Source organism: Herbidospora sakaeratensis (assembly GCF_001570525.1).
Taxonomy (GTDB): Bacteria; Actinomycetota; Actinomycetes; order Streptosporangiales; family Streptosporangiaceae; genus Herbidospora; species Herbidospora sakaeratensis.
Genome location: NZ_BBXC01000010.1, coordinates 316,868 through 340,457, shown reverse-complemented (window position 1 = coordinate 340,457; position 23,590 = coordinate 316,868). Strand labels below are relative to the sequence as shown.

The 23,590-nt window shown below is 70.9% G+C and carries 22 protein-coding genes; 9 read left to right on the top strand and 13 right to left on the bottom strand.

Annotated features, from left to right (window positions below; genetic code table 11):
* Positions 1-50: 50 nt before the first annotated feature.
* From AW271_RS14795 to AW271_RS14785, 3 genes are all read left to right on the top strand, one after another.
* Positions 51-971, top strand: coding sequence for a LysR family transcriptional regulator (locus tag AW271_RS14795; RefSeq protein ID WP_062337070.1), 921 nt, complete (start codon positions 51-53; stop codon positions 969-971).
* A gap of 99 nt (positions 972-1,070) precedes the next feature.
* On the top strand, positions 1,071-2,231 hold the full coding sequence (locus AW271_RS14790) for an NAD-dependent formate dehydrogenase (protein ID WP_062337068.1): 1,161 nt from the start codon (positions 1,071-1,073) through the stop codon (positions 2,229-2,231).
* Between the two features lie 14 nt (positions 2,232-2,245).
* Complete coding sequence (locus AW271_RS14785; protein ID WP_062337066.1) at positions 2,246-2,578, top strand: YnfA family protein; 333 nt, start codon at positions 2,246-2,248, stop codon at positions 2,576-2,578.
* Here AW271_RS14785 and AW271_RS14780 read toward each other — a convergent pair.
* Positions 2,556-3,098, bottom strand: a complete 543-nt coding sequence (locus AW271_RS14780) for a cadmium resistance transporter (RefSeq protein WP_062337064.1) — start codon at positions 3,096-3,098, stop codon at positions 2,556-2,558. The genes AW271_RS14785 and AW271_RS14780 overlap by 23 nt on opposite strands.
* A gap of 37 nt (positions 3,099-3,135) precedes the next feature.
* Here AW271_RS14780 and AW271_RS14775 point away from each other — a divergent pair, with 37 nt between their 5' ends.
* Both AW271_RS14775 and AW271_RS14770 read left to right on the top strand, forming a co-directional pair.
* Positions 3,136-3,624: an NUDIX domain-containing protein gene (locus AW271_RS14775; protein WP_245653060.1), complete on the top strand. Its 489-nt coding sequence runs from the start codon at positions 3,136-3,138 to the stop codon at positions 3,622-3,624.
* A gap of 1 nt (position 3,625) precedes the next feature.
* Entirely contained in the window at positions 3,626-4,759 is a 1,134-nt protein-coding gene (locus AW271_RS14770; protein ID WP_062337062.1) for a hypothetical protein, read from the top strand.
* Here AW271_RS14770 and AW271_RS14765 read toward each other — a convergent pair whose 3' ends face one another.
* On the bottom strand, positions 4,760-5,305 hold the full coding sequence (locus AW271_RS14765; RefSeq protein WP_062337060.1) for a PadR family transcriptional regulator: 546 nt from the start codon (positions 5,303-5,305) through the stop codon (positions 4,760-4,762).
* Positions 5,306-5,394: 89 nt separating this feature from the next.
* Between AW271_RS14765 and AW271_RS14760 the strand changes: the two genes are divergently transcribed.
* Positions 5,395-6,669 carry a carotenoid oxygenase family protein gene (locus AW271_RS14760; protein ID WP_218008052.1) on the top strand — a complete coding sequence of 425 codons (1,275 nt, stop codon included), beginning with the start codon at positions 5,395-5,397 and terminating at the stop codon, positions 6,667-6,669.
* Between the two features lie 47 nt (positions 6,670-6,716).
* Here AW271_RS14760 and AW271_RS14755 read toward each other — a convergent pair whose 3' ends face one another.
* From AW271_RS14755 to AW271_RS14735, 5 genes are all read right to left on the bottom strand, one after another.
* On the bottom strand, positions 6,717-7,673 hold the full coding sequence (locus AW271_RS14755; RefSeq protein WP_062337056.1) for a DNA polymerase domain-containing protein: 957 nt from the start codon (positions 7,671-7,673) through the stop codon (positions 6,717-6,719).
* Complete coding sequence (locus tag AW271_RS14750) at positions 7,660-8,799, bottom strand: glycosyltransferase family 4 protein (protein WP_062337054.1); 1,140 nt, start codon at positions 8,797-8,799, stop codon at positions 7,660-7,662. Before AW271_RS14750 ends, AW271_RS14755 begins: the two co-directional genes overlap by 14 nt.
* Entirely contained in the window at positions 8,796-9,863 is a 1,068-nt protein-coding gene (locus AW271_RS14745; RefSeq protein ID WP_062337052.1) for a glycosyltransferase, read from the bottom strand. Before AW271_RS14745 ends, AW271_RS14750 begins: the two co-directional genes overlap by 4 nt.
* A gap of 59 nt (positions 9,864-9,922) precedes the next feature.
* Positions 9,923-10,177 (bottom strand): hypothetical protein, encoded by a 255-nt coding sequence (locus AW271_RS14740; RefSeq protein ID WP_157554157.1) that lies wholly within the window; start codon positions 10,175-10,177, stop codon positions 9,923-9,925.
* A gap of 73 nt (positions 10,178-10,250) precedes the next feature.
* Entirely contained in the window at positions 10,251-11,384 is a 1,134-nt protein-coding gene (locus tag AW271_RS14735; protein ID WP_062337048.1) for an MFS transporter, read from the bottom strand.
* Between the two features lie 144 nt (positions 11,385-11,528).
* Here AW271_RS14735 and AW271_RS14730 point away from each other — a divergent pair, with 144 nt between their 5' ends.
* On the top strand, positions 11,529-12,098 hold the full coding sequence (locus AW271_RS14730; RefSeq protein ID WP_062337046.1) for a dihydrofolate reductase family protein: 570 nt from the start codon (positions 11,529-11,531) through the stop codon (positions 12,096-12,098).
* A gap of 1,784 nt (positions 12,099-13,882) precedes the next feature.
* Here AW271_RS14730 and AW271_RS14725 read toward each other — a convergent pair.
* The 6 genes from AW271_RS14725 to sucC form a co-directional block, all read right to left on the bottom strand.
* Positions 13,883-15,421 (bottom strand): aldehyde dehydrogenase family protein, encoded by a 1,539-nt coding sequence (locus tag AW271_RS14725; RefSeq protein WP_062337044.1) that lies wholly within the window; start codon positions 15,419-15,421, stop codon positions 13,883-13,885.
* Positions 15,422-15,490: 69 nt separating this feature from the next.
* Complete coding sequence (gene gcl, locus AW271_RS14720) at positions 15,491-17,197, bottom strand: glyoxylate carboligase (RefSeq protein WP_062337530.1); 1,707 nt, start codon at positions 17,195-17,197, stop codon at positions 15,491-15,493.
* Positions 17,198-17,211: 14 nt separating this feature from the next.
* Positions 17,212-18,081, bottom strand: a complete 870-nt coding sequence (locus AW271_RS14715) for a 2-hydroxy-3-oxopropionate reductase (RefSeq protein ID WP_062337043.1) — start codon at positions 18,079-18,081, stop codon at positions 17,212-17,214.
* Positions 18,078-18,872, bottom strand: coding sequence for a hydroxypyruvate isomerase family protein (locus AW271_RS14710; RefSeq protein WP_062337042.1), 795 nt, complete (start codon positions 18,870-18,872; stop codon positions 18,078-18,080). The genes AW271_RS14715 and AW271_RS14710 overlap by 4 nt, the downstream gene beginning before the upstream one ends.
* Positions 18,869-19,738: a succinate--CoA ligase subunit alpha gene (gene sucD, locus AW271_RS14705; RefSeq protein WP_062337041.1), complete on the bottom strand. Its 870-nt coding sequence runs from the start codon at positions 19,736-19,738 to the stop codon at positions 18,869-18,871. Before sucD ends, AW271_RS14710 begins: the two co-directional genes overlap by 4 nt.
* 13 nt (positions 19,739-19,751) lie before the next feature.
* The gene (gene sucC, locus AW271_RS14700; RefSeq protein ID WP_062337040.1) at positions 19,752-20,903 is read right to left on the bottom strand and encodes an ADP-forming succinate--CoA ligase subunit beta; all 1,152 of its coding nucleotides are present in this window, start codon (positions 20,901-20,903) and stop codon (positions 19,752-19,754) included.
* A 207-nt stretch (positions 20,904-21,110) separates the two neighbouring features.
* Between sucC and AW271_RS14695 the strand changes: the two genes are divergently transcribed.
* Entirely contained in the window at positions 21,111-22,289 is a 1,179-nt protein-coding gene (locus AW271_RS14695) for an MFS transporter (protein WP_169806332.1), read from the top strand.
* Positions 22,290-22,416: 127 nt separating this feature from the next.
* A complete protein-coding gene (locus tag AW271_RS14690; RefSeq protein WP_062337037.1) occupies positions 22,417-23,145 on the top strand; it encodes a GntR family transcriptional regulator in 729 nt (242 codons plus the stop codon).
* Positions 23,146-23,590 lie beyond the last annotated feature (445 nt).

The following is a 23,590-nucleotide window of genomic DNA, read 5'->3' as shown; positions in this document are numbered from 1 at the left end:
CGCCGCCAGGCCGTCGAGTGATCGCCGGCCTGGCGGCCTAGGTTGGGGGCATGCTGCTCCGCGAGCTGGAATACCTCGTCGCGCTGGCCCGCGAGCGCCACTTCGCCCGCGCCGCCGAGGCGTGCCACGTCTCCCAGCCGTCGTTGTCGGCGGGCATCCGCCGTCTGGAGACCGACCTCGACGTCACCCTGGTCAGGAGGGGCCGCCGGTTCACCGGCCTGACCGAGGAGGGCGAGCGGGTGCTCCTGTGGGCCCACCGCATCCTGGCCGACCTCGACGGCCTGCGCGACGACCTCGGCCAGATGCGGGCCGGCGTCTCCGGCACGCTCCGCCTCGGCGCCATCCCCACCGCCATGGCGGCCACGTCGCTGCTGACGACCCCCTTCTGCGTACGCCACCCGCACGCCCGCATCTCCCTGAGCAGCCTGTCGTCCCGGGAGATCCACCGGCGGCTGACCGACTTCGAGATCGACGCCGCGCTCACCTACCTCGACGGCGAGGACGGCCGGCGGGCCGTCCCGCTCTACGAGGAGCGCTACCTGCTGCTCACCCCCGACGACGGCGAACTGGCCGACCGCCCGAGGGCCCGCTGGACCGAGGTCGCGGCGCTGCCGCTCTGCCTGCTCGGCCAGGAGATGCGCAACCGCCGCATCCTCGACGACCTGTTCCACGACGCCGGGGCGGCGGTCGTCCCGGCGATCGAGACCGACAGCGTGTCGGCCCTGTTCGCGCACGTCGCCACCCACCGCTGGTCGAGCGTGATCGCGCACGCCTGGCTGCACATGATCGGCGTGCCCGACGGCATGCGCATCATCCCGATGGAGACCCCGCCGCGCTCACCCCAGATCGGGCTCGTCACCGCCGAGCGGTCACCCGAGCCGGTCGTGGTGCGGGCGCTGCTCGACGTCGCCCGCGGCCTCGACCTCCGCGCCACCCTCGACGCCACGCTGCGCGGTCACCTCAGTCGATAGGCAGGGCCTATCAACGATAGGGACATACGCTTTGACCTGGTATTGAGCCGCCTCAAAGCTGTTCTTAGACACCCCCCTGACGGACGAGAGGCGATACCCATGGCCAAGGTCCTGTGTGTGCTCTACGACGACCCGGTCGACGGCTACCCGAAGGAATACGCCCGCGACGGGCTGCCGGAACTGAGCGGATATCCCGGCGGGCAGACCCTGCCCACCCCCTCGGCGGTCGACTTCGCCCCCGGCGTGCTGCTCGGCAGCGTCTCGGGCGAGCTCGGCCTGCGCAAATACCTGGAGGACAACGGCCACACGCTGGTCGTCACCTCCGACAAGGACGGCGCCGACTCGACGTTCGACCGCGAGCTGCCCGACGCCGACGTGGTGATCTCGCAGCCGTTCTGGCCGGCGTACATGACCCCGGAGCGGTTCGAGAAGGCCCGCAACCTGAAGCTGGTCGTCACGGCCGGCATCGGCTCCGACCACACCGACCTCGACGCCGCCGTGGAGAAGGGCGTCACGGTCGCCGAGGTCACCTACTCCAACAGCATCAGCGTCGCCGAGCACGTCGTGATGATGATCCTGTCGCTGGTCCGCGACTACCTGCCCGCCTGGGAGGTCGTCAAGGAGGGCGGCTGGAACATCGCCGACGTCGTCAAGCGGTCGTACGACCTCGAGGGCATGCACGTCGGCACGGTCGCGGCGGGCCGCATCGGGCTGGCCGTGCTGAAGCGGCTGGCGCCGTTCGACGTCCACCTCCACTACACCGACCGCCACCGGCTGCCCCGCGAGGTCGAGGAGAGCCTGAACCTGACGTGGCACGAGAGCACCGCCGACATGGTGCCGGTGTGCGACGTCGTCACGATCAACGCCCCGCTCCACCCCGAGACGGAGGGCCTGTTCGGCGACGAGCTGCTGTCGACCATGAAGCGCGGCGCCTACCTCATCGACACCGCCCGCGCCCGCATCACCGACCGCGACGCGATCGTGCGCGCCCTCCAGAGCGGGCAGCTGGCCGGCTACGCGGGCGACGTGTGGTTCCCGCAGCCGGCCCCGCCCGACCACCCGTGGCGCACCATGCCCCACCACGGCATGACGCCGCACATGTCGGGCTCCTCCCTGTCGGCCCAGGCCCGCTACTCCGCGGGCACCCGCGAGATCCTGGAGTGCTTCTTCGAGGGCCGGCCGATCCGCGAGGAGTACCTGATCGTCGAAGGCGGCCACCTGGCGGGGGCGGGGGCCCACTCCTACTCGACCAAGAGGTAACTACAGTCACCGGGGTGACGATCGTTCGTTCCCTGGTGTTGTTCGCCGTCGCCGCCGTGGCCGAGATCGGCGGGGCGTGGCTGGTCTGGCAGGGGGTCCGCGAAGACCGCGGGCTCGTCTGGGCCGGGGCCGGAGTGATCGCGCTGGGCGTCTACGGGTTCGTCGCGACACTCCAGCCCTCGGCCGAGTTCGGCCGGATCCTGGCCGCCTACGGCGGGGTGTTCGTGGCCGGGTCGCTGGTCTGGGGCATCGTCTTCGACGGTTTCCGCCCCGACCGGTGGGACCTGATCGGCGCCGCGATCTGCCTGCTCGGGGTGCTCGTCATCATGTATGCGCCACGAGGATGAGGACGCCGATCCCGATCAGCACGACCGGGAAGGCGAGGTGCCCCCACCGGGCCAGGGCCCTGGCGACGACGGGCCGGGTGGCCAGGAACCGGCCGATCACGCACAACACGCCGACCAGAACCAGGAAGACGACCACGTAGACGAGGGCGCCCTGGGTGGCGAAGACCGGGACGTACACGCCGATGTTGTCGCCGCCGTTGGCGAGGGTGATGCCGGCGATGGCGAGGATGCCCGTAGGCGCCTTCTCAGGGGATTCGTCGTTGTTCCTGAGCTCCCACAGGGCCTTGAGACCCAGCGCGAGCGGGATCAGCCCGAGCCACCTGACGAGGTCGCCCGGCAGCTGCGCCGCACCGATCGAGACCACCACCGAGACGGCGAGGATTGCCGCGAATCCGAGGTATTGGCCCAGGAAAATACGTAAAGCGGTGGTCTGGGTAAAGAAGAGAGCGATCAGGACGAGATCGTCCACATTCGTAATGACGAACAGGCCGATGGCCTGGCCGACGGTGCCCGCGTTCACCCGGCTATCCTGCACCTTTTCCGGATACGCTCAGCACGTGGCGATCCGGAATTCACACTGCTCCTTCTGCGGCGCCTCCTACGCGCTCGACCAGCCCTGGCCCCGCCTCTGCGCCGGCTGCGGCAACACCGCCTACCAGAACCCGCTGCCGGTGGCCGTCATGGTCCTCCCGGTCGACGAGGGCCTGCTCGTCATCCGGCGGGCGATCGAGCCCCGGCTCGGGCAGCTCGCCCTCCCCGGCGGATTCATCGACCTCGGCGAGTCGTGGCAGCAGGCCGCGGCCCGCGAACTGTTCGAGGAGACCGGCATCACCGTCTCCGCCGCCGACGTGACGCTGTTCGACGTGCTCAGCGCCCCCGACGGCACCGTCCTCGTCTTCGGCCGGGGGCCCGCCCTGTCGAGCCCCGACCTCCCCGTGTTCGCCCCCACTCCGGAGACCTCCGAGTGGCTGGTCGTGAAGGAGCCACAAGAGCTGGCGTTCCCCCTGCACTCGCAGGTCATGGCCGCCTACTTCGCCGCGACGTAGCGTGTTCGCCGCCGACGACGCCGTCCGGGACTTCGGCACCTCGGGCGACGAACCGGGCACCGCGAGCGCCGCCGGTCTGCGCTGGCTCGCCGACGAGGTCGGCGCGTCCCCCTCCGGGCCGTGGCCGGAGCGGCTGGCCGCGGTGACGTACGACGTGCCCCGGCTGCTCGACCTGCTCGACCACCCGTCACCCGGGCTGCGCCGGGTGGTGGCCTTCGTGCTCTCGTACGTCCCCGACCCCGCCCTCGGCCCGGTGCTGCGCGGCCACATGGAGGTCGAGCCCGACATCGCCGCCGGGATGGCGACGCTGGTCGCGCTGGCGCGGCACCCCGCCCAGGTCCCGTTCGTCCGGGGCCACCTGCGCTCCGGCCATCCGGAGTTGCGCTTCGGCGCGGCGTTCGGCCTGCTGGTCCGGGCCGGCGAGACCGACGACGCGTCGGTCGCCGCGCTCGCCCTGTGCGCCGAGAACGGCGTGGCCAACTGCGCCGAGCGGCTGCCGTGGATGGACCCCGAATGGGACACGGTGACCGGCGTGGTGTGCGAACGGCTGCGCTGCCGCCCCGAGGCGCTGGGCCGCCTGCTGACCATCCTGCTCAGCCGCAAGCGCCCGCCCGCGGCCTGCTGCTGGGAGGCGGCCGGGCTGGCCGCGCAGAGCGACCACGGCCGCCCCCTGGGCCCGCTGGTGCTGGCGCTGACCGACCACCCCGACTTCAGCGTGCGGCAGGCGGCGCTGCGCAACATCGTGGCCTGGATCGACGAACCGGGTTACCTCGACCGGGTGGCCGAGCTCGCCGACGACCCCGACCTGGGCGAGATCGCGATGTGCGTGCTGGTGAAGCAGGGCGACCCGCGCTGCGTGCCCGCGCTCCAGCGGATGATCGCCGGGCCGCTCGGCGGCTTCGTGAACGCGCCCCCCGACTGGGTCGAGCAGAACGTCAGCCGCGACCTGGTGCTCCGCACGGCGGCCCCGTTCGCCGACGACCTGCTCCCGGCCGTGGAGGAGCGCCTGGAGGGCGACCTCGCCCCCCACGAGGAGAAGGTGCTGATCGAGGGGTTCGGCGAGAAGGTGCTGACCCGCTGGTTGTCGCGGCTGCACGGCCCGGCCAGGGAACGCCTGCGGAGAATCCTCGGCTGATCAGCAGGGGCCGGGGTCGGCCGCCGGGTCGTGGGCCTTGACCTCGCCGATGGCCCACTCGGCCCATTCCTGGTGCAGGCGGTTGGAGCGCAGCCCCCATTCCAGGGCCAGCCGTCCGTAGACCGTGAAGTTGTCCTGGTGGGGCTCGATCATCTTGCCCACCTCGGCCAGGCGCTCGCCCTCGGCCGCCGCCGCCTGCTGCTGTTCGCGCAGGTAGGCGATGGCGTCGTCGGGGGAGATCTGGCCGAAGAAGAAGACCCGCAGCAGCATGTCGTAGCGCCGGATCGGCGTCGGCGGCACGTTGAGCAGCCAGTGGCGCAGTTCGGCGCGCCCGTCGTCGGTGACGGCGTACTCCTTGCGCCCTCGGGCCCCTTCTGACCGCACCGTGATCAGCCCGGCGTCGGCGAGGCGGCCGAGCTCCCCGTAGAGCTGGCTCTGCGTCGCCGGCCACACGTTGGCGAGCGAGTTGTCGAAGAGCTTCAGCAGGTCGTAGCCGCTCGCCGGGCCCTCTGACAGGAGCCCGAGCAGGGCGTGGCGCAGGCTCATGCCCCGAACCTTACCTTCCCTCGTTGACATGTCTCTAATGGAACGTCTACCTTCGACATGTCACTATAGGAATGTCAGAGGAGTGCGCCATGGCGAAGACCTACCTGGAAGGGCAACTCGCCCCGGTCCCCGACGAGATCGAGGCGTTCGACCTGCCGATCACCGGCGCCCTGCCGCCCGAGCTGACCGGCCGCTACTTCCGCAACGGCCCCAACCCGCTGCCGGGCCAGGACCCGGGCCACTGGTTCACCGGGCCCGGCATGATCCACGGCGTCCGCCTCCGCGACGGCCGGGCGGAGTGGTACCGCAACCGGTGGGTCACGACCAAAAAGGGCGTCTACGTCGACGACCAGGGCAACTTCGACCTGGCGGTCGTCCCGGCCAACACCAATGTCATCCGGCACGACGACCGCATCTACGCCCTGGTCGAGGCCGGGCTGCCCTACGAGATGAGCCCCGAGCTCGACACCATCGGCCCGGTCGACTTCGGCGGCCGGCTGACCACGGCCATGACCGCCCACCCGAAGGAAGACCCGGTCACCGGCGAGCTCCACTTCTTCGGCTACGGCTTCTTCGCGCCCTACCTGACCTACCACCGGTTGTCGAAGGACGGCGTCCTGGTCGAGAGCCGCGAGATCCCGGTCCCCGGGCCGACCATGATGCACGACTTCGCGATCACCGAGAACCACGTCGTCTGGCTCGACCTGCCGGTCGTGTTCGACCTCGACCTGGCGTTCAAGGGCGAGGGCATGCCCTACCGCTGGGACGACCACTACGGCGCCCGCATCGGCTACATGCGCAAGACGGGCGGCCCGGTGACCTGGGTCGACGTCGACCCCTGCTACGTCTTCCACGTCGGCAACGCCCGCGAGGACGCCGCCGGGAACATCGTCCTCGACGCGGTCCGCTACTCCCCCGGCACCTTCACCGGCATGTGGGGCCACATCAGCGGCAGCCCCAACCCGGCCCATGAGGTGATCGGCTCACGCCTCCACCGCTGGACCATCTCCGGCGCCACCGCCAGGGAGGAGCAGCTCGACGACCGCACCGTCGAGTTCCCGACCATCAACGACGCCCGCACCGGGCTCCCCGGCCGCTACGTCTACGCGGCGGGCGGCGCCGAGATCGTCAAGTACGACCTGGCCTCCGGCGCCGTTCAGAGCCACGAGGCCGACGGACCGGGAGAGGCCGTCTTCGTGCCCCGGGGCGACGCCGAGGACGACGGCTGGCTGGTCTCCCTCGTCTTCACCGACCAGGGCTCCGACCTGCTCGTCCTCGACGCGCAGGACCTCTCCCACGTCGCCTCGGTGCACCTGCCCCGGCGGGTGCCGCGCGGCTTCCACGGCCACTGGCTGGCCGACTAGGGCTCCGTGGACGGCCGAGGGCTTGGGCGGGAAGCGGGCGCGGGCGGCTATCCCTCCCGGCGGGCCTTGGCGCGGCGTTTGCCCTCGTGCATGGCCTGCACCCGGGCGACCGGAATGGTGTGCCCGTGTTCGATCAGGTCGGCGGGCAGGGTCTGCGGCTCGGGCATCAGGGCCGCCCACAGGTCCTCGCGGGGGAGCGGGGTCTTGATGGTGAAGTCCTGCGGGGTGACCGACCCCAGATCGTCCCAGGCCACGGGGTGGGAGACCGGCACCTCCGGTCTGATGCGGGGTGAGTAGGCCGCGACGATCGTCGCGCCCCCGGCGCGGGTCGAGTCGAGGAAGACCTTGCCCTCGCGGTCTTCGCGGATGAACGCGGTCGTCGCGATCTCGGGCCCCAGCTTCTCCGCCCGGACCGCCAGGGCGCGGGTGGCGGCGGCGACGTCCTCGAACGAGGGCGCGCCGGCCAGCGGCACCAGGATGTGCACGCCCTTCGAGCCGCTCGTCTTCACGGCCGCCTCAAGGCCGGTGTCGGCGAGCGCCCGGCGCACCAGCGCGGCGGCCTTCACCACCACGTCGAAGCCGGCGCCCTCGGGCGGGTCGAGGTCGAGCACCAGGTGGGTCTGGTGCGGCTCGCCCGACGACCGGTAGAGCTGCGCGTGGTACTCGACCGCGCGCTGGTTGCCGAACCAGAACAGGGTGCGCCGGTCGTCGCAGACCGGATAGTGCACCTCCCGCTTGGACGCCTCGGCCCAGATCTCCTCGGTGCGGATCCAGCCGGGGGCGTACTTGGGCAGGTTCTTCTGCATGAAGGGCGGCTGGCCGGGCCTGACCCGCATGACCGACAACGGCCGGTCACGCAGGCCCGGCAACATCCGCGCCGAGACGGCGTCGAGGTAGTCGATCAGGTCGCGCTTCGTCGCGTTCGCGCCGTCGAAGAGCTGGACGTCGAGGTTGGTCAGCTCGACGCCGTCACGTTCTTCACCCTTGGCTTCACCCTTGGCCATCCGTCAACACTAGGTCTTTGCGGACGCCCGTTTCGAGCAGCACCTCCCGGTAGTGGGTGAGAAGTTCCGCGCAGACGGCGTTCCAGGTCCGGTCCTCGACCGACGCCCGCGCCGCCTCGCCCATCCGCCGCCGCAGCGCGGCGTCGGCGACCAGCCGATCGACCGCGCCGCGCATCGCGGCGGGCTCGTCGGCCTTGTAGAGCAGTCCGGTACGGCCGTCGCGCACCAGGTCGAGCGGTCCGCCCGCGGCCGCCGCCACCACCGGAACCCCGGAGGCGAGGGCTTCCTGGACCGCCTGCGAGAAGGTCTCGTTGCCGCCCGGGTGCACGAACACGTCGAACGAGGCGACCAGTTCGTGCAGCGCCGGGCCGGTCTTGAGCCCGGTGAAGACGGCACGCGGGATGAGCTTCCCGAGCGCCTCCTTGGCCGGCCCGTCGCCGACGACCACGAGCTGCACGCCCGGGATGTCGGCGACCCCGGCCAGCAGGTGCACCCGCTTGTCGGCGGCGACCCGGCCGACGTACCCGACGACGACCTCGCCGCCGGCCGCCAGTTCCGTGCGCAGGGCCTCGGAGCGGCGATCGGGATGGAACCCGGTCAGGTCGACGCCGCGGCCCCAGCGGGCCAGCCGCGGGATGCCGTTGGCGCGCAACTCGTTCAGCGTCGCGCTCGACGGCGCCAGCGTGCGGGCGGCCGCGCCGTGGATGGCGCGCAGGCGGCGCCAGATGAACGGACCGGCGACGCGCAGGCCGTACTGGCGGGCGAAGCCCACCAGGTCGGTCTGGAACACCGCGACGACGGGGATGCCGAGGCGGCTCGCGGCCCGGATCCCGGACGCGCCGAGCACCGCCGGTGAGGCGAGATGGATGATGTCCGGCCGGAACCGCTGCAACGTGCGCAGCACCAGGCGGCTCGGCAGCCCGGCGCGGAAGTCACGGTAGAAGGGCAGGGCGAGGGCCGGCGTGGCCACGACGGGGAAGCCCGCGTAGCTGGCCGGTCCAGGGTCGGGAGCCATGACGAGCGCCTCGTGGCCGTTGGCGGCGAGGTGGTCGAGCAGGCGGCAGACGGAGTTCGTTACCCCGTTGACCTGGGGCAGGAACGATTCGGAGATGACGGCGACCCTCATGTCGAGTGCACCTTCAGGAATCCGGCCACCGAAGCGGCCCAGCTGAAGCGTTCGGCGCGTCGCCGCGCCAGATCCCGGCGGTCCCGTTGCTTCAGCAGGTCTTCCACCGCGTCGGCGTAGGCTCCGGGATGACCGAAGACGCATCTCCCCGCAAGGCCGATGACCTCCCCGAGGGCGCTGCGCCGATCGGCCACCACCGGGGTCCCGGAGGCCAGCGCCTCCAGTGCGGCCAGGCCGAACGTCTCGGCGGGGCCCGGGGCGAGGGCGACGTCGGCGGTCGCCAGCAGAGCGGCAAGACCGGCCCGGTCGGTGAGATGTCCGAGGAACCTGACCGGCAGCCCTTCGGCCCGGCGTTCCAGCCGGGCCCGCAGCGGTCCCTCGCCCGCCACCGCGAGCACCGCGTTCACCCCGCGGCGCCGCAGCTCCGCGAGGGCGTCGACGGCCCGGTGGGGTTTCTTCTCGATCGACAACCGGGAGCAGACGACCAGCAGCACCTCGTCGGGGCGGGCCAGCCGGTCGCGGGTGGCCTGATCGAAGTTGTCGGGGGTGAACCGGTCGAGGTCCACGCCAAGGGGGACATGGGTGACGTTCGGCGCGCCGATCCTGCGGAACTCGGCCGCCGCCCAGGTGGTCGTGCAGACGACGGTGTCGTACGACCGCGCGGTGGCCCGGTTCAGCGGATCGGCGAGCGGCGGCAGCAGCGCGGCCAGGCTCTCGTGCGAGACCATGACCGACCCGACACCGCGCTCCCGCGCCCAGCGCCCGGTCCACCGCAACGTCGCCCGGTCGGAGACCTCGATCCGGTCGGGCTTGATCTGTTCGAGCACGCGCCGGACCGCCCCGCGCGCGGTGATGACCTGATAACCGCCGGTCCCCGGCACGATCCGACCGGGAAGCGTGATGACCAGCCCCGACTCCGACTCCCGGACCGACGCGATCGATCCCGGAACGATGAGGAACGGCTCATGCCCCGCGGCGGCATACCCCGCCCCGAGCTCGGCCAGTGCGGTGCGCAGCCCACCAGAGGTCGCGGTGACGAAGTTGGCGAGCCGCACGATCTTCACGGCTGGAGTCTGGCAACCGCGAGTAAATCACCCGAAAAGGGCGAATGACCGCAGCGAGGCTAAACGCCGGGTTTCTGGGCGATCTGATCGAGCGCCTTCGCCATGTGCTTGACGTGGTCGTCGGTGAGCTCGTCAGGGGACATGCCCCCGGCGTCGAGCTTGTCGACGAGAGTCTGCTTGGTGACCACGACGGCGGCGTGGTGAGCGTGCTCCTCACTGACGACGCGCACCCTCCCGTCGTCGACGACGAGCGCGGCGTCGGGGATCTCGGAGGCGAGCAGGGACCGGATGTCGTGGGGCTCAACCATGGCCATGATCCGATTCCTGCCCGGCGGACGCACGGGTGAACACGGGGAGACGACGGCGTCATGTCCTTACTTGATGTCCTTACCTGGTCGCGCGACGCCGCCCCAGGGCCAGCCGCAGGAACGGCACCGCGACCGCCAGCGCCCCGGCCGCGCCGACGAGGGCCACCCGGATGCCGAACCGTTCGGCCGTCAGCCCGAGCGGCGGGCCGCCCGCGAGTTCGCCGGCGGCGTCGGTCTGCCCGAGGAACGAGAGCACGGTCGCCCGGCTGCCCGGCTCGGTCTGATCGGTCACCCAGGTGATCATCGTGGGCCGGGCGGCGTCGCGGGTCGCGCTCAGCAGCACGGACGCCGCCGCCGCGAGCCAGAACCACCCCGAGGTGGCCAGCACGAGCGCCGAGGCGGCCGCGCCCGTCTGCAGGATGATCAGCCCCCGCATCCCGCTGCCGTCGGCCAGCTGCGTGAGGACGATGGCCGCGGCCATCGCGCCGATGGAGATGACGCCGAACCAGAGCAGGGGCGTACCGAACGCCTGGGTGAAGTGCAGCTGGGTCAGCCGGTCGACGCCCTCGGCGGCGAAGGCGGTGCACGCCACGGCCACCATGAGGAACCAGAGGGCGGGTCGCCGCCGCACCTCCCTGATCGACTCCGAGAGGTGCTCCCGTGGCGCGCCGACCTTCTCGAACGGCGACTCCCGCATGACGACCGCCAGCACCGCCGCCAGCAGGAGAAGCAGCCCTCCCCCGACGAGCAGCGGGATCGGCAACTCCAGCGACGCCAACCCGACCGACGCGACGATCCCGGCGATCGTGGCCGCCTGACTCACCTGTGCTCCCCGGGTGAACGCCCGCGCGGCGCCGTCGCCCAGCTCGCCCGCCACCCACGCCTCCTCGGCCCCTTCGACGCACGTGTAGCCGACCCCCATCAGGGCGGACGCGGCCAGGATCACCGCAAACGCCGGCACGACCCCTTCGAGCAGGGTGCCCGACCCGATGAGGGCGTACCCGACGACCACCGACCACTTGCGGCTGTGCAGGTCGGCCAGCACCCCGGTCGGCACCTGGGCAGTGAAGATCACGACCTCGAGCACCGTGCCCGCGAGCACGAGCTCGAGCGGCCCCAGCCCCGCGACCTGGGCCTGGTAGACGAGCTGGAGGGTGAACGCGCAGGCCATGGCGAACCCGGCGACCGCGCGGATGAACAGGTAGAGGCGCATGGGGTGACCTGTCGTGGGGGTGGTCCGCGCCGGAACGTAACACGGAGCCCAAGCCGAACACTCAGTTTTTCTTGACAAGAAAAGTTGTCGGTGAGAGGCTACGGATACCGCCCCGAAGGGGGGCGACAAACCCAAGGAGCAGACATGCGGAAGATCATCTCGGGCCTCTTCGTCTCCCTCGACGGCGTCGTCGAGGCCCCCGACCAGTGGCACTTCCCCTACTTCAACGACGAGATGGGCGAAGCGGTCAGCGGCACCATCGCCAACGCCGACACGGTCCTGTTCGGCCGCCGCACCTTCACCGAGTTCCAGAGCTACTGGCCCGCCCAGGGCCCCGAGGTGCCGTTCTCCAGCTTCATCAACAACGTCCGCAAGTACGTCGTGTCCGACACCCTCACCGAGACGACCTGGGCCGACTCCTCGATCATCTCCGGCGACGTGGCCACGCAGATCCGCGAGCTCAAGGCCGCCGAGGGCAAGGACATCTCGATCACCGGCAGCGGGACGCTGGTGATGTGGCTGCTGCGGCAGGGGCTGCTCGACGAGCTGCGGCTGCTGGTCCACCCGATCATCGTGGGCGAGGGCAAGAAGCGGCTCTTCGACGACGGCGAGCGGCTCGGGCTGGAACTGGTCGACCTGACGGTCTTCAAGAACGGCGTGACCCACCAGATCTACGCCAAGGCCGACATCCCGGAGAACCCGATGTTCGGCTGACCCAAGAAAACGTCGATCGGCTCACGGAAGTGGTTCATTGAGGGCCTGGCGGTGGATCGCCGTCGTCACCGCGATCCAGCCGCCCTCCACGCCCTGATGTCCAAGCTCCTGCAGTGGACGCCTGAACGGCAAGGCCGCACACCTCCTTTGGGGGAACGCCCGGACCCCGAGTCGGCTCATGACTGGACGATGTGGGCGAGCGCATTGCCGGCAGTGTCAGCCCTCGGACGAGTCCAGAGACTCGACGTTGACCGACCACATTGCGTGGTTCGCCCGAGAATCGGCGACTACCTCACACGCGCGCTGCCATCACTGTTCCCGGTCGCGATCCTGGGTCTGCGGAAGATTCGCGCCGACGATGCCCACGTGCGGGCCTCCCGGCGCTCGCGGCCGTCGCCCTCGCGTCAGTGGACCTCGGTCCCTGCCCCACTGGACGAATGCCTCATGCACCGATTCGGCATCACGCCCTCGTTTGTCTCCTCGACGTTGACGGCGCCGCGACGAAAGCGGCCGTGACAGCCCCGGTCTAGGGGATGAGCTTGGAAGCCCTCCTCGCCCGCGTGACGAGCCCGATCCTGCCTGTCCCGGGCCCAGTTGGGCGGTCGGACGTGCGCTGTGGCCTGGTGCACGCCGCCCAGAACCGCCGCATCCCCGCGCGGTTCACCGACTGCCGCCTCGTCGGCCCGGTCGACATCGGATACGACATCGACAATCAGGTCGGCGAGACATTCCGCCACGAATTCACGCCGCAGAACCAATTAGGTCGGGGCCTTGAACACAACCAATATGGCTTGCCTGGCCCGCACGGAAAACCTACAGGCAGCCCCGCTCAGCTCTTCCCACGGTCCCAGTACCGAGTAGCGCGAGTGGACCTACGGCCGTTTACGAGAACCCGAGGGGAACAGGCGACCTCAACCTCCCGCAACACGTTGCCTGGAAGGTGCCGAGGGCATCCGGCCGATCTGGCCTATTGATCAGGGGTAAATGCGGCTGCTCCGGCAGAACGACCAGCGCCCACCCCCGCGGCGCTGTGCCCGACTCGTGGGCCCAGCCGCCCTCGTCTCGTGAGCACAGCCGTCCCCGTCCTGTGGAAGCTCGGGTAGCCCTATGGAGGCTGTGCCCGTCCTGTGGAAGCTGTGCCCGTCCCGTGGAAGCTGTGCCCGTCTCATGGAAGCTCGGGCAGCCCTGTGGAAGCTGTGCCCGTCCCGTGGAAGCTCGGGCAGCCCTGTGGAAGCTGTGCCCGTGCCGTGGAAGCTGTGCCCGTCTCGCGGAAACGTGTCCGTCTTGCGGAAAGTTGTACCCGTTAGCGAAACAAGGGAGAGGCATGTGCGCACCACCCCGTAGCTGCGTACCTGAAGGCGACCCAAAGGTCGCGACTCAAATAGCACACCCCGACACGACACACCTGAGACCGCACAAACGCAAGACGCACGTTCCTTGCCCGAAACGGCGCGACCCGCAACGGCCGGTTGCCGCCGCCCACCGGCCGGCACCCCGAGCGGCGGGCGGTGCCGACCAGGCGGAGCCGTAACGGAAAAGCATTGAGTGCTGCCAGATCCGCGATGACTGCGCACCGGTCGGCGAGCTGCGAAGGCGGACCTGATGGTGATCCAAACCGGCGAACGCCCAGTGGAATCCATTCGCCGGCGATACCCGCCAGGGAGTGCGTCTCGTCGAGGGTTGTGGGGATTCGACGTGGCTCGGCATCGATGTCGCGGGACCTTCAGCGAGTGGCCTGGCGGCGGGTCGGCCCCGAGCTGAACGCCGCCGCCAGGTCACGTCTGCTACGCCGGTAACAGCGTCTGGTTGCCGAAGTTGCCTGGCAGCCGTTCGTCGGCGGGCCCCTGGGTCACCGCGCGGACCAGCAGTTCGCCCCCCACGAACGCCCCCCGCCACGACCCGCCGAACCCGCCGAACAGTTCCTCCCGGTCTCCACGCGACCGGGGCGTGTTGTGGCCGACCTTGAAGGCCCGCACCTCGGAGGCGAGGCGCGCGGCGGTGCGGGTGTCGTCGCAGGAGATGGTCGCCACCAGGGCGCCGTTGCTGGCGTTCATCGCGGCGAGCAGTTCGGCTTCGGTGTCGACGAGCACCACCGTGTCGACCGGGCCGAACGGTTCGGCGTGGAACAGCGGGGACGAGCGGGGCGGCGTGAGGATCGCCACCGGGGCCATGTAGGCCGAGATGTCCTGCCCGGGCAGGAACCGCCCGTCATCCAGCGCTCCCCGGAACAGTGGCACGCCGCCCTTGGATATCGCCTCGTCGACCTGGTCGGCCAGGTCTTTCACCTTGGCGTTGTTGATCAGCGGGCCGAAGTCGAGTTCGGGCAGCGGGTCGTCGGCCGACTCGACGGCGAGGGGGTGGCCGAAGCGCACTCCCTGCACGGCCGGCAGGTAGGCGGCCAGGAAGTGGTCGAACGCCGACCGCTGCACGATGAACCGCGGGTAGGCGGTGCAGCGCTGCTTGGCGTAGTCGTAGGTCTTGCGGATCTGGCCCGTCAGGGTGGCCCAGTCGCTGTATTCCCAGACCCCCCAGCAGTTGAGGCCCTCCTGTTCGAGGATGTGCCGCCGCCCGAGGTCAGCCAGCGACGTGGCGACTTGGCCGCCGGTGTCGCGGCCGCCGACGAACGACACGCAGCCGATCTCCTGACCGCGCACCAGCACCCGCGACAACTCCGAGCCGCTGCCCGACACGAGGGTCAGCGGCAGGCCCTCGCGGACCGCGAGCGCGGTCGCCAGGGTCAGGCACGACAGGCCGCCGTCGGTGGGGGTCTTGGCGATGGCGGCGTTGCCGGCCAGGACCTGCACCAGCATGGCGTGCATCAGCACGCTCATCGGATAGTTCCAGCTGGCGATGTTGGAGACCGGACCGGCCAGGGGGACGCGGCCGTCGGTCATGCGGGCGATCTCGCCGACATACCAGCGGACGCCCTCGATGCACCGGTCGACGTCTGCGGTCGCGAGCTTCCAGGGTTTGCCGATCTCCCAGACCAGCAGCAACGACAGCAGGTCGCGGTGGGCCTCCATCGCGTCGAGCGCGGCCGACACCCGGGCGGCGCGTTCGGCGACGGGGGTGTGCCGCCAGCGGCGGTGTTCGTCGACGGCCGCGTGCACGGCCCGCGCCGCCGCCGACCGGTCGAGGCGGGGCGGGCCGGCGATGGAGGTGCCGTCGACGGGGGTGACGGCGGGGGTGGTGCGGCCGTCGCGGTGCCAGATGCCTCCCCAGTGGTTGAGCACCCGGTCGTCGTTGAACGCCTCGGGGGCCAGGTCGACGCAGCGGCCGTAGGCGTCGGTCCAGGCCGTGCCCGGCTTGAGCATGAGCGGCATGGCTGTCGTCCTCTCAGTCGGACCGGCAGGTGCCGGGCTTGGGCGTGGGCGGCATGGCTGTCGTCCCTCTCAGTCGGACCAGTCGATGTCTTCGGCCAGCACGGGCAGCGGCTCGAACTCCTTGATGGCGTCGAGCGACGGGCCCATCGCGGCGTTGGCCTCACGTTCGACCATGACCTCGACCAGCACCGGGAGCCGTGACCGGTGGGCTTCGGCGGTGGCCCATTCGAGGGCGGGCCGGATGTCGCCGGGCTCCTCGACCCGGCGGGCCGGGCAGCCGAACGCCTCCATCGCCTTCACGTGGTCGATGCCGCCCTCGCCGTAGTGGAGGTCGACGGCGAAGTTCATGTCGTAGGGGATCTCGGCCTGCCGGATCAGCCCCAGATACTCGTTGTTGATCATGACGATGACGAACGGGATCTGGTACTGCGCGGCGACCGCGACCTCCTCCATCAGGAACTGGAAGGAGTAGTCGCCGACGACCACGACGACCTCGCGGTCGGGATGGGCGCACTTCACACCCATCGCCGCCGGCACCTCCCAGCCCAGCGGCCCGGCCTGGCCGCAGACGAGGTAGCGGCGTGGCAGGTAGGTCTTCTGGAACTGGCCCGACCAGATCTGGTAGAGCCCGATCGCGGTCACGAAGGTGGTGTCGGGGCCGTAGAACTCGTTGAGCTCGCGGAACACCCGCGGCGGCTTGATCGGGGTCTCGTCGAAGTCGTCGCGGCGCGGGAGGGTGCGGCGCAGTTCGCCGACCCGGTTGGCCCACGCCGACGGGCGCCGGGCCTTGCCGCGGGCGCGCGCCACGGTGGCCATCGCCGCCAGCGTCGGCCGGGCGTGCCCGACGACCCCGAGGTCGGGCTCGAAGACCCGGCCGATCTGGGTCGGCTCGATGTCGACGTGGATGAACTGGCGGCCCTTGCGGTAGACGTCGAGGTCGCCGGTGTGCCGGTCGCCGAAGCGGGCGCCGACCGCCAGCACCAGGTCGCTCTCGAGGAACGCCGCGTTGCCCCACCGGGTCTGGGTCTGGATGCCGGCCATGCCGGCGAACAGCGGGTGGTCTTCGGGGAAGGCGCCCTTGCCCATCAGGGTGACCTGCACCGGGATCTGGAGGTGCTCGGCCAGCTCGCGCAACTCGGTGGAGGCGTCGGCGATGACGACGCCGCCGCCCGCGAGGATCAGCGGGCGCTCGGCGGCCGACAGCAGGTCGACCGCCGCCCCGACGGCCTTGGGTAACGGCTGCGGCACGTCGACCGGCAGCGGCGCGTCGAGCTCGGGGTCGTAGAGGCAGGTGCCGCGCTGGACGTCGATCGGCAGGTCGATCAGGACCGGCCCCGGCCGCCCCGACCGGGCGATGCGGAACGCCTCGCGGAACACCCACGCCGCTTGCGCCGGCTCCTTGAGCTGCACCGCCCACTTGGTCACCGGCTTGGCGATCTCGACGATGTCGACGGCCTGGAACGACTCCTGGTGGAGCTTGGCCTTCTGCGCCTGACCGGTGATGCAGATCATCGGGATCGAGTCGGCCATCGCCGTGTAGAGCCCGGTGATCATGTTGGTGCCGGCCGGGCCGGAGGTGCCGATACAGACGCCGACGTTGCCGGTGACCCGCGCCCAGCCGTCGGCGGCGTGGGTGCCGCCCTCTTCGTGGCGGACCGTGATGTGCTTGATCGAGCTGTGCTGCAGGGCCGCGTAGAGCGGCAGGATGGCCGCGCCCGGGATGCCGAAGACGGTGTCGACGCCTTCGCTCTCCATCACCGCGACGGCCGCCTCCATGCAGGGGATCCGCTTCACGAGTTGATCCTTTCGATCACTTTCAGCAGGGCGGAGTGGTCGAGCGCGCCGTGGCCCTGGGCCCTGGCCGCCGCGATGAGCTGGGCGACCAGCGCGGTCATCGGCAGCGCGATCCCGGCCTCGCGGGCGGCGGCGGTGGCGATGCCCATGTCTTTGTGGTGGAGGTCGATGCGGAAACCCGGATGGAAGCTGCGCTCGATCATGGAGTGGCGCTTGAGCTCCAGGATGCGCGAGCCCGCCAGGCCGCCCGCGAGCACGTCCATGCCCGCCTTCGGGTCGACCCCCGAGGCCTCCAGCAGCACGATCGCCTCGGCGACCAGGGCGTAGGTGCCGCCGACGACGAGCTGGTTGGCGGCCTTGACGGTCTGCCCGGCCCCGGCGGGCCCGACGTGGACGATCGTGGTGCCGAGCACCCGCAGGATCTCCCGGGCCGACTCGACGTCTTCGGCCCGGCCCCCGATCATGATCGACAGGGTGCCGTCGACCGCGCCCTTCTCGCCGCCGCTGACGGGCGCGTCGATCGCGTGCACGCCCTTCACCGCCGCCGCCTGCGCGACCCGGCGCGAGGTCTCGGGCCGGATGGTGCTCATGTCGATCAGGAGCAGCCCGGCGGGGGCGTGGTCGAGCACGCCGCCCTCACCGAAGACGACCTCCTCGACCTGCGGGGAGTCGGGCAGCATCGTGATCACCACATGGGCCTGCGCGACCGCCTCGCCGATGCTCGCCGCGGCCTTGCCGCCGAGCTCGGCCAGTTCGTCGAGCCGGGTGGTGCTGACGTCGTAGCCGATCACGGTGTGCCCGGCCCGGACGAGGTTGGCGGCCATGGGCGTGCCCATGATGCCGAGGCCGATGAAGCCGACGTTCATCCGTTCCTCCAGGCGAAGCTGTCGGCGCTCGGGCCGACCGGACGGTATTCGAGGCCCACGTGGCCGTCGTAGTCGGTGGCGGCGAGCCGCGCGAAGATGCGGTCGTAGGGCATGGCGCCGGTGCCGGGCTGCCCGCGCCCCGGGTCGTCGGCGATCTGCACGTGCCCGAACCGCTCCCACTGGCGGCCGATCAGGTCGAGCACGTCTTCGCCCATGCGGTGGAGGTGGTAGAGGTCGGCCAGGAACCCGACGTTGGCCACGCCGACCTGGTCGAGCAGCCGGAACGCCTCTTCGGAGGAGACGATCGGGTAGTGGGGGCTCTCGTAGGAGTTGAGCGCCTCGACCAGCACCATCGCGCCCGCCTGGTCGGCCACCTCGGCGGCGTAGAGCAGGTTCTCGACCGCGATCGCCCGGTGGACCTCGACGGACACCTCTGGTTCGGCGTTGCCGTATAGCGCGTTGAGCCGCCGGCAGCCGAGCGACTCGGCCAGCCCGACGGCGACCTCGACGTTGGCCCGGAACCGGGCCGACGCGCCCGGGGAGGACACCAGCCCGCGGTCGCCCCCGGCCATGTCGCCTGCGTCGAAGTTGAGCCCGACGAGCCGCACCCCCGCGTCGTGGACGGCAGTCCGCAACCGGTCGAGTTCGAGCTCGGACGGCTGCGGACCGTCGAACGGCCACCACAACTCGACGGCGTCGAACCCGGCCTTGGCCGCGGCCTCAAAGCGTTCGAGCAGCGGCAGCTCGGTGAACAGGATCGACAGGTTGACGCTGTAGCGGAGCGCGCTCATGCGGCCTCCAACAGCGTGCGCATGAGCCGGGCGGTCTCGCTGGGGGTGCGGCCGACGCTGACGCCGACCTTCTCCAGGGCCTCTTTCTTGGCCTGGGCGGTGCCGGCCGAGCCGGAGATGATCGCGCCCGCGTGGCCCATCGTCTTGCCCTCGGGCGCGGTGAACCCGGCGACGTAGGCGACGACCGGCTTGGTGACGTGTTGCTCGATGTAGGCGGCGGCCCGTTCTTCGGCGTCGCCGCCGATCTCGCCGATCATGACGATGGCGTCGGTGTCGGGATCGTCCTGGAACGCCTTCAAGCAGTCGATGTGGGTGGTGCCGATGACCGGGTCGCCGCCGATTCCCACAGCTGTGGAAAACCCGATGTCGCGCAGCTCGTACATCAGCTGGTAGGTGAGGGTGCCCGACTTGGACACCAGGCCGATGCGCCCGGGCGCGGTGATGTCGGCGGGGATGATGCCGGCGTTGGAGGCGCCGGGCGAGATCAGGCCGGGGCAGTTGGGCCCGATGATCCGGGTCGTGCTCTGCTTCGCCAGGGTCAGGAACTCGAGACTGTCGTGGACGGGCACCCCTTCGGTGATCACCACGCACAACCCGATCCCGGCGTCGACCGCCTCCAGGACCGCGCCCTTGGTGAACCGCGGCGGCACGAACACCACCGACACGTCGGCACCGGTCGAATCCATCGCCTCGGCGACCGACGAGAACACCGGGATGCCCTGGTGGACCTGCCCGCCCTTGCCCGGCGTCACCCCGGCCACGACGTTGGTGCCCGCCGTGACCATGCGGGCGGTGTGCCTGCCGCCTTCGGCGCCGGTCATGCCCTGCACGACGACGCGGCTGTCCTTGCTCAGGAAGATCGACATTCTGGGGGTCTCCTCACGCGGCCGCGTTGGCCAGCCTGGCCGCCTCTTCGGCGGCGCCGTCCATGGTCGGGACCTGCCGGACGGCGGGGTGTGCGGCCTGATCGAGGATCCGGCGGCCCGCCTCGGCGTTGTTGCCGTCGAGCCGCACCACGATCGGGTGGGTCGCACCCTGCTCGCCGAGCGTGGCGAGGGCGGCCACGATGCCGTCGGCCACCGCGTCGCAGGCGGTGATGCCGCCGAACACGTTGACCAGCACCGATTTCACGTCGGGGTCGGACAGGATGACGCCGAGGCCGTCGGCCATGACCTGGGCGGAGGCGCCGCCGCCGATGTCGAGGAAGTTGGCCGGCTTGGCCCCGGCCTGGGCGACGACGTCGAGGGTGCTCATGACGAGCCCCGCGCCGTTGCCGATCACGCCGACGGAACCGTCGAGCTTGACGTAGTTGAGCCCCTTGGCCTTGGCCCGGCTCTCGAGGTCGTCGCCGCCCACGGTGTCGTCGGCGGGACGCTCGTGGCGGTAGTCGGCGTTCTCGTCGAGCGTGACCTTGCCGTCGAGGGCGAGCACGCGGCCGTCGGCGGTGCGGGCCAGCGGGTTGACCTCGACGAGCACGGCGTCCTCGCCCGCCATGACCTTCCATAACCCGACGAGGATGTCGGCCGCCTCGCCGGCGACGTCGGCGGGCAACCCCGCCTCGGTGACGATGAAGGCCGCCGTCTCGTGGTCGACCCCGCGCAGCGGATCGATCGGCACCTTGACCAGCGCGCCCGGATCGGTGGCCGCCAGTTCTTCGATCTCCATGCCGCCCGAGGCCGAGCACATCGCCAGGAACGACCCGGCCGCGCGATCGACCAGGAAGGCCGCGTAGTACTCCTCTGCCGGCACGTTCGCCACCTCGACCAGGACCCGCCGGGTCAGATGACCCTTGATGTCCATTCCGAGGATCGTTCGCGCGGCGTCTTCCGCCGCGGCCGGGCCGGGAGCGGGCTTGATGCCGCCGGCCTTGCCGCGACCGCCCGTCTTCACCTGGGCCTTGACCACGACCGGCCCGGCCAGCTCGGCGGCTATGGCGCGCGCCTCCTCAGGCGTCGCCGCCACCGCCCCCTCGGGGACGGGAACGCCGTAGCGCGCGAACAGCTCCTTCGCCTGGTGCTCGAACAGGTCCATGGGGCCTCCCTCAACGCATCTTGTAGACGGTATACCGTATGGAAGTGAGGTCGTAAACCCCTCTCGACAAGAGGCGTTGCTTGGGATATTCCATACGGTATGCAGGATACATTGGAAGTCAGAGACTGGCGCGGACGGCTCTACCAGGTGGGCCCAACAGCCCCAGAGATCACCGGCCGTCCCAGATCAGCGATGGTGTGGCCCGCCATGGCGGCCATGGCGGCGGTCGGCCCGATGCAATACGGCTACGCCGCCCTCGCCCCCTCGGTCGCCCGCGCCCACGGCGTCACCCCCGCCGAGGTCCTGCTTCCACTGGCGGTCTGGCTCACCTGCCAGGCCGCCGTCGCGCTGCCCGCGACCCGCCTGCTCTCGCGCGGGGTCGTCGGCGTCCGCGTCGCCCTCTGGCTCGGCGCGCTCCTGTGCGCCCTCGCGATCCCGTCGCTGACCGCTCCGGGCGTCCCGCTGCTGGTGGGTTACGGCCTGCTCGGCGGCACCGGGGCAGGGCTCGTGTACGCCGCCTGCACCGAGACCATCGCCCGCTGGTATCCCGAACGCCCGGGCGTGCGCGTCGCCTTCGTGACCGGCGCCTACTCGTGCAGCGCGCTTCCGCTCGCGCTCGACCTGCGCTTATGGCCCGTCGTGGCGGGCTTCGGCCTGGCCGCGATCGCCTGGGCGGCGGCCGTCCTGCGCACTCCGCCCGCCAACTGGTGGCCTCCGGAGATCGACCCGCGCGCGTGGGCCCTCGACCGGCGGGTCCTCCACCGCCAGCCGCGCGCCGCCCGGCAGTTCTCGCTGGGCGAGGCGGTTCGCACCCCCACGCTGGTCGTGCTGACCGCGATCCTCGTCGGGGCCGGCGCGGTCGCGATCTTCGATGTGATCGCCCTCGCGTTCCTCGGCCCCACGCCGCCCTGGCTCGCCCTGGCCGTCCTGCTGGCCCTCACCGGCGCGGGCCGGGCGGCGGCGGTCCCCCTGGCCGAGCGTTTCGGCCGCGTGCGGGTGCTGGCGTCGGCGCTGGCGCTGCTGGCGCTGGCGCAGGGGATGCTGGCCATCGCCGCTTCGGCGTCCGCCGCGCCCATGATCGCGGTGGCGGCTGCGATCCCGGCGGGTCTGGGTGGCGGCGCGATCTACCCGCTCATCGCGGCGCTCGTACGGGAGTACTTCGGCGAAGACCGCGTCCACGGCATCCACGGTCTGGTCTACACGGCCAAGGCCGTCGCGGGTCCGGCCGGGGTGGGGCTCGCGATCGTCGCCCTGCCCGGCCTCGGGACCGGCGCGGGGGCGCCCGTCTTCGTGGCGGCCACCCTCGTCGCCACTGCGACGGCCCTGCTCTGCGCCACCCTGCGACGGCCGGGAGTGCCGGCCACTCTTCCCGCGCCGTCTCTGTAAAGAGGATTACGAATTCCGGCCGGCCGATGTGAGCGATGTCACGGCCAGCGATAATGTCAGGAATGTATGCTGTAGGCAGTCGACGACAAACATTTTGAGTGGTCGTTTCCAGGAGTTGAGAAACCCGATGCTCGCCAACCAGGGCTCCACCGCGAAGATCGTTCGTCCCACAACCCTGCGGGAGAGCGTTTTGGAGAGGATCCTCGAGCTCATCATCATCGGCAGCTTGAAGCCGGGTCAGCACCTGGTCGAAAACGAACTTGCCGACAACCTCGGCGTCTCCCGCCAGCCGGTCAGAGAGGCCCTTCAGTTGCTGAGCGGCGAGGGCTGGGTCGATCTGCGGCCCGGCCACGGCGCCTATGTCCACTCCCCCACGGTCGAGGAAGCCGACCAGCTCCTCGCCGTCCGCACGCTGCTGGAGGCGGAGTCGGCCCGCTTGGCCGCCCGTAACCCCGACAAGACCGACATCTCCGACCTGCGCGACATCTGCAACCGAGGTCTGGCCGCCTGTGTGGCCGACGACGTCGACGCCGCGGTCGCCGCCAACAGCGAGCTCCACACCGCCGTGGTGAACATGTCGGGCAACCGCGTCCTGGCCGACCTGACCTCCCAGGTGGCCCGCCGGGTGCGCTGGTATCACACCCCCGTGGCCCGCCACCGTGGCCGGGCCTCGTGGGAGGAGCACGCCGCCCTGATCGACGCGATCGAGGCGGGCGACGAGGACGTCGCCGCCGACATCATGCGCCGCCACACCGAGCACACGCGCCAGTCCTACCTGGAGTCCCGCGCCGCCCACCCGGTGGAGGAGCCCCCGGCTCCCATCCGCCGCCGCCGGCCGCGCGCGGTATCCGGCTGAACCGGCCCAGCGCGAACCGGCTCAGGGGGAGGCGCGAACCGGCTCAGGGGGAGGCGCGAACCGGCTCAGGGGGAGGCGCGAACCGGCTCAGGGGAGAAACGAACGACCGGCCCGTAAAGCGGCAGGTCACGTCTGGTTCCCGCGTGCCGCAGGAACCCGCGAAGGCAGTCGGCTGTAGGAACCTGCCGAGTGAACCTCGGCTCAAGAAACCTCCGGAGCGGACCTTGCCAAGTGAACCTCGGCTAAGGAACCTGCCGGGTGTGAACCTCGGCTAAGGAACCTGCCGAGCGGACCTGCCGGGTGAACCTCGGCTGAAGGACCCTACCGAGCGGACCTGCCGGGTGAATCCCGGCTAAGGAACTGCCGAGCGGACCTGCCGAGCGGACCCGGACTGAAGGACCCTGCCGAAGGAAGCCGAAAACAGGGGCGGCCACGCAAGCGGATC

Excerpts from the sequence above, each read along its gene's own strand:
- AW271_RS14795 (WP_062337070.1), top strand. The coding sequence starts at position 51 with ATGCTGCTCCGCGAGCTGGAATACCTCGTCGCGCTGGCCCGCGAGCGC.
- AW271_RS14790 (WP_062337068.1), top strand. The coding sequence starts at position 1,071 with ATGGCCAAGGTCCTGTGTGTGCTCTACGACGACCCGGTCGACGGCTAC.
- AW271_RS14765 (WP_062337060.1), bottom strand. The coding sequence starts at position 5,305 with ATGAGCCTGCGCCACGCCCTGCTCGGGCTCCTGTCAGAGGGCCCGGCG.
- AW271_RS14760 (WP_218008052.1), top strand. The coding sequence starts at position 5,395 with ATGGCGAAGACCTACCTGGAAGGGCAACTCGCCCCGGTCCCCGACGAG.
- AW271_RS14755 (WP_062337056.1), bottom strand. The coding sequence starts at position 7,673 with ATGGCCAAGGGTGAAGCCAAGGGTGAAGAACGTGACGGCGTCGAGCTG.
- AW271_RS14750 (WP_062337054.1), bottom strand. The coding sequence starts at position 8,799 with ATGAGGGTCGCCGTCATCTCCGAATCGTTCCTGCCCCAGGTCAACGGG.
- AW271_RS14740 (WP_157554157.1), bottom strand. The coding sequence starts at position 10,177 with ATGGCCATGGTTGAGCCCCACGACATCCGGTCCCTGCTCGCCTCCGAG.
- AW271_RS14735 (WP_062337048.1), bottom strand. The coding sequence starts at position 11,384 with ATGCGCCTCTACCTGTTCATCCGCGCGGTCGCCGGGTTCGCCATGGCC.
- AW271_RS14730 (WP_062337046.1), top strand. The coding sequence starts at position 11,529 with ATGCGGAAGATCATCTCGGGCCTCTTCGTCTCCCTCGACGGCGTCGTC.
- AW271_RS14725 (WP_062337044.1), bottom strand. The coding sequence starts at position 15,421 with ATGCCGCTCATGCTCAAGCCGGGCACGGCCTGGACCGACGCCTACGGC.
- gcl (WP_062337530.1), bottom strand. The coding sequence starts at position 17,197 with ATGGAGGCGGCCGTCGCGGTGATGGAGAGCGAAGGCGTCGACACCGTC.
- AW271_RS14715 (WP_062337043.1), bottom strand. The coding sequence starts at position 18,081 with ATGAACGTCGGCTTCATCGGCCTCGGCATCATGGGCACGCCCATGGCC.
- AW271_RS14710 (WP_062337042.1), bottom strand. The coding sequence starts at position 18,872 with ATGAGCGCGCTCCGCTACAGCGTCAACCTGTCGATCCTGTTCACCGAG.
- sucD (WP_062337041.1), bottom strand. The coding sequence starts at position 19,738 with ATGTCGATCTTCCTGAGCAAGGACAGCCGCGTCGTCGTGCAGGGCATG.
- sucC (WP_062337040.1), bottom strand. The coding sequence starts at position 20,903 with ATGGACCTGTTCGAGCACCAGGCGAAGGAGCTGTTCGCGCGCTACGGC.
- AW271_RS14695 (WP_169806332.1), top strand. The coding sequence starts at position 21,111 with ATGGCGGCCATGGCGGCGGTCGGCCCGATGCAATACGGCTACGCCGCC.
- AW271_RS14690 (WP_062337037.1), top strand. The coding sequence starts at position 22,417 with ATGCTCGCCAACCAGGGCTCCACCGCGAAGATCGTTCGTCCCACAACC.